Here is a 1,300-nt window from a genome sequence, read left to right on the forward strand (position 1 = left end):
CTCCACGGGCGGGCAGCGCCCCGGCCGGGAGCGGGCGGGCGAGCCGACGACGCTGGCCGGCGCCCTCGACGCCCACCTCGACGACGGTGCCTGGGTCGACATCGCGCTCGGTCACCTGGCCGTCGGCGACCCCACGCCCGCGATCGGCGCGGTGTACGGCGACCTCTACCGGGTGGCGGCCCGTCGCCGCCGCGCCCTCGACGCCGCCTTCGCGCAACTGCTCGCCCGGTGGAGCACGACCGGCAGGCCGGCCCCGGCCGCCGCGGCGGCGCCGGCCGGGCCGCTGTGCGTCGAGGAGATCCTCGACCGGGTGGTCGCGCCGGTCGTGGCCGCCCGCGGCGGCCGGGCGCTGCTGGTCGTGCTCGACGGGATGAGCGCCGCCGTCGCCGTCCAGCTCGCCGCCGAACTGCGCCGCGAACGCTGGGAGGAGTGCGACCCGCTCGGCTCCCTCCCAGGTGGGCCGAACGGTGAGCCGGCCGGCTCCGCACGGCGGCGGGCGGCCGTCGCCGTGCTGCCGACCGTGACCGCCACCTCGCGGACGTCACTGCTCGCCGGCCGGCTGCTCACCGGCGACAAGACGAAGGAGAAGGCCGAGTTCGAGGGCCATCCGCGCTGGGGCCGGCGGGCTGCCCGGCTGTTCCACCACGCCGACCTGGCGGGCAGGCCCGGCGCCGCGCTCGACGGGGAGCTCGCCGACGCGCTGACCTCGGACACCCCCCTGGTCGCGGTCGTGATCAACACGGTCGACGACACGCTCGAGCGGGGCCGGCCGCGCGACGACGGCGGTTGGAGCCTGGCCGACGTCGGCCGGCTGCGCGCGGTGCTGGGCTACGCCCGGACCGCCGGGCGGGCGGTCATCCTGACCAGCGACCACGGCCATGTCGTCGACCACCGCTCCGGGACGCTGGCCGCCGCCGACGCCGCGTCCGCCCGGCACCGCGTCCCCGGCTCGGGCGACAACGACTCCCGGGACGGCGAGGTGGCGCTGGCCGGGCCACGGGTGCTCGCGCCCGGCGGGCGGATCGTCGCGCTGTGGGACCCGGCCGTGCACTACCTGGGCCGCAGGGGCGGCTACCACGGCGGCGCGGCGCCGGCCGAGGTGACAGTGCCCGTACTGGCCTTTCTGCCGTTCCGCCTCTCCGCGGCGTCGGCGAGCCGCGACCTGCCGCCCGGCTGGCGCCCGCTGCCCGACCAGCGCCCGCGCTGGTGGTCACTGGAGACGACAGACCTCCTCGGCAGCCTTGGTGGTGGCGGCCTTGGGGGCGGACCTGGTGGCGGCGACACCGTGCTGGTCGGGCGG

1 protein-coding gene is annotated in these 1,300 nt (G+C 78.6%); it reads left to right on the forward strand.

Annotated elements, in window-relative coordinates:
* On the forward strand, window positions 1-1,300 hold a 1,300-nt coding region (gene pglZ, locus AC5LSR_RS23010), incomplete at both ends, for a BREX-2 system phosphatase PglZ (RefSeq protein ID WP_493469009.1).

This window comes from Protofrankia sp. CiP1_Cm_nod4 (assembly GCF_982290645.1).